This is a genomic window from Tildeniella sp. (genome assembly GCF_059505325.1).
Genome location: NZ_JCACKI010000030.1, coordinates 62,283 through 65,084, shown reverse-complemented (window position 1 = coordinate 65,084; position 2,802 = coordinate 62,283). Strand labels below are relative to the sequence as shown.

General features: G+C 46.5%; 6 protein-coding genes. 4 read left to right on the top strand and 2 right to left on the bottom strand.

Annotated features, from left to right (window positions below; all coding sequences use genetic code 11):
* Window positions 1-40: 40 nt before the first annotated feature.
* The gene (locus tag AC5JO6_RS12385) at window positions 41-580 is read right to left on the bottom strand and encodes a HEAT repeat domain-containing protein (RefSeq protein ID WP_496081369.1); all 540 of its coding nucleotides are present in this window, start codon (window positions 578-580) and stop codon (window positions 41-43) included.
* A gap of 114 nt (window positions 581-694) precedes the next feature.
* Window positions 695-1,297 carry a hypothetical protein gene (locus AC5JO6_RS12380; protein ID WP_496081368.1) on the bottom strand — a complete coding sequence of 201 codons (603 nt, stop codon included), beginning with the start codon at window positions 1,295-1,297 and terminating at the stop codon, window positions 695-697.
* 116 nt (window positions 1,298-1,413) lie between these two features.
* On the opposite strand from AC5JO6_RS12380, the gene AC5JO6_RS12375 reads away from it, so the two are divergent.
* From AC5JO6_RS12375 to AC5JO6_RS12360, 4 genes are all read left to right on the top strand, one after another.
* Window positions 1,414-1,662 (top strand): hypothetical protein, encoded by a 249-nt coding sequence (locus AC5JO6_RS12375; protein WP_496081367.1) that lies wholly within the window; start codon window positions 1,414-1,416, stop codon window positions 1,660-1,662.
* Between the two features lie 275 nt (window positions 1,663-1,937).
* Window positions 1,938-2,162, top strand: coding sequence for a hypothetical protein (locus AC5JO6_RS12370; RefSeq protein ID WP_496081366.1), 225 nt, complete (start codon window positions 1,938-1,940; stop codon window positions 2,160-2,162).
* The gene (locus AC5JO6_RS12365) at window positions 2,146-2,544 is read left to right on the top strand and encodes a type II toxin-antitoxin system VapC family toxin (protein ID WP_496081365.1); all 399 of its coding nucleotides are present in this window, start codon (window positions 2,146-2,148) and stop codon (window positions 2,542-2,544) included. The genes AC5JO6_RS12370 and AC5JO6_RS12365 overlap by 17 nt, the downstream gene beginning before the upstream one ends.
* 67 nt (window positions 2,545-2,611) lie before the next feature.
* A partial coding sequence (locus tag AC5JO6_RS12360; protein ID WP_496081364.1) for a hypothetical protein occupies window positions 2,612-2,802 on the top strand: 191 nt, incomplete at its 3' end.

The window sequence follows — 2,802 nt, the reverse complement described above, 5'->3', positions numbered from 1 at the left end:
TGTGCATCATTACAATGCCTCCCTTCGCTCCTAACCATTACTATTCACCACTACCGTTATTTGAATCATCGAGTGCTTTGATCAACGCAGAAATAATAGTTTTGTCTCCGCTACTGACCTTACCTAACGCGTATGCAGCCGCAGAACGGGTTTTACCGTCTGTATCCTTGGCGAGCATTGTCAGCAGCGTTGAGGTAGCAGCACGGTCTTTAATACCAAAATCACCTAGCGCATAAGCAGCATTTGTGCGGACAAGGCGATCGCGATCATCCAAAACTCCAATCAGCTTTGGGACAACTATTTCAGGGTTTCTGCCTACAATGCCTAGGGTATAGGCAGCATTAGCTTTGACATTAGCGTTTGAACTGTTCAATGCCTGAGCAAGACCTGGTACTGCTGGTTGGTCACATTCAATCAGCTTTTGAATAGCAGGGGTATCCAATTGAGAGAGTTGCTCCAGGTAGTGAACGATTTCTGCCTGAGTGCAAGTCTTTGCCCAAACACTAAAAACAGGTAGCAATCCAACTACTGGAGCAACGACGGTGACAATCAAGACTGTAAGTGCAGAATACTGCTTCATGCGGCACCGATTTAACTATTTCAACCACCTATTTCAACCATACAGTTGTCATCATCATCATGAAGCTGCTTGAACTCAAGGGCTACTCGTTAAACAACTTTTTTGTAACCTCTATTAACAACAGCGCGTCCCTGTACAGCTTCCAGTGACTTTACGTCGTCGCCTGTTCGTATAACAGCAACACCCTGTGCTTCCTGCATACTGCAATACTTTCAGAGATTCCGTCTTGTGAACTGTATGTGCAAAAAACCAAGCGTGCAAGTGGTCATCATTAATCGGATCAAGAGATATTGAGCGACGCATAGAAGCTTGAATACTATCGATCAGCTTATTGATCAAATCATCGGACAGGCAATCCTCTGTTGATGGAGTTGTTTCATAGCCGTCTTTAACTTGCTCTTCTCGCGAAGGCAATTCGGTATATTGCAGCAACTTTTCGTAAAGAGGCGCTTGACCGAAACCCACCCAGTAACTTTCGACTGTTTGGTTACATTGATCAGGATGTTCAATCTGATATCCCAATCGGATTCCTCCTAATGCTTGATCGGGAAAGTTCTGGTTTATCTCTTTCTTTAAGGCTGCTTCTACTTCAAGTAGAAGACTATCCATAACTTCCTCTTGCACAGGTCCGCTTTTCGGTGAGCGCAAGATTTTCCTTGACAATGAATCAAGACTTGGTGACTGTTCTGGACTTTGATAATTAGGTTTGTCTGGCATTTTCAGCTTTCCTATAATTCTTATTTCAACTATAAGTTTCTCCTTAGAAATCTGTATTACCCACGAGGGTAGTCTTGTTAGCAGACCCGGTTGAAGCGGTGAGAAGGAGTAGGGTGTTGGATGAGAGACTTCAAAGAACGATCGCGGCTTCTAACCATGAGGCAGTGCCTTTGAGAGAGGCGATAGGGAAAGCAACAAGACGTGAGCAGAGAATTTCGTCCATGATCGTCGATCGCACCAGACTCAGAAATCGGGTTTCTCAGCCAGACGCTGTTGCCTTGTACTCGACGCATTCACTAGAAACCCGATTTCTTGGCATCACGCGACACATGTTTCAGGTTCAAGGAGCGATCGTTCCGGTTTGAAGCAGCAAAGTTCTGACTTGAAGTGCGATCGTTCCTATTTCAAATGCGATCGTTCCTACTTGAAACAGCAATTTTCCTACTTCAGATGCGATCGTTCCTGCTTTGAGTGCGATCGTTCCAGGTCAAACCAGCAACCTCTGAGCTTTGAGTGCGAGCGTTTGAGTTCTGGGTGTAAATAGTCGCGTGCCAAACCGCAGGTTCGGAGCTTTGAATTGCAAGTTTTGAGATCAGGGGGCGATCGCTTACGATAGGGCTATCTTGAGAAGCTCAATGCTATGGAAACGATGCGGCAGATTGTGCAGGTGAACAGCGATCGTAAAGTTGAACTAACATTGCCAGACGCAGTGGAACCTGGATTGGTTGAGATTGTTGTCGTGTTACAACCATTGCAGCCTTCACAAACACCTGCTGCCCAAAGCATTAACCTCTTTGGCTTCTTGCCCACTCGCATTGATCCGCTTCAGTTTCAGCGCGAGTTGAGAGATGAATGGCACCAGTAACCGTTATCTGTTCGACACCAACATCTTCATTTACTACTTCAACGGGGAAGCCGCCGTTCAGTCAATCATCGGTGAAGTCTTGGCAGGGCAAGCGACCGGATGCTACTGTCCGGTCAGTTGGGCAGAATTGCTCTGTTATCTTGCCCTGACAGAAACAGAAGCCAACCAAATTCGATCCTTTCTGCGTTTGTTCACCAGTGTTCTTCTCAGTGAGCAGGTGCTCGATCGTGCAGCTTACATCCGGCGTAGTCGTCGCATTGCTTTACCAGATGCTCTCATTGCAGCCTGTGCCGTCGAAAGCAACAGCGTTTTGGTTACTCGCAACAGTCGAGACTTCCAGAATATTGTCGATCTCAGCCTTCTCAATCCCTTTGCTCTGTAAGCAACCATTGAGATGTCGATGCATGAGGCAGTGCCTTTGAAGGAGACGATACTACAAGCAACAAGACTTGAGCAGAGAATTTCGTCTATTATCGTCGATCGCGCCAGACTCAGAAATCGGGTTTCTCAGCCAGACGCTGTTGCCTTATCCGCATCGCATTCACCAGAAACCCGATTTCTTGGCATCACGCGACACATGTTTCAGGTTCAAAGAGCGATCGTTCCGGTTTGAAACAGCAAAGTTCTGCCTTGAAGTGCG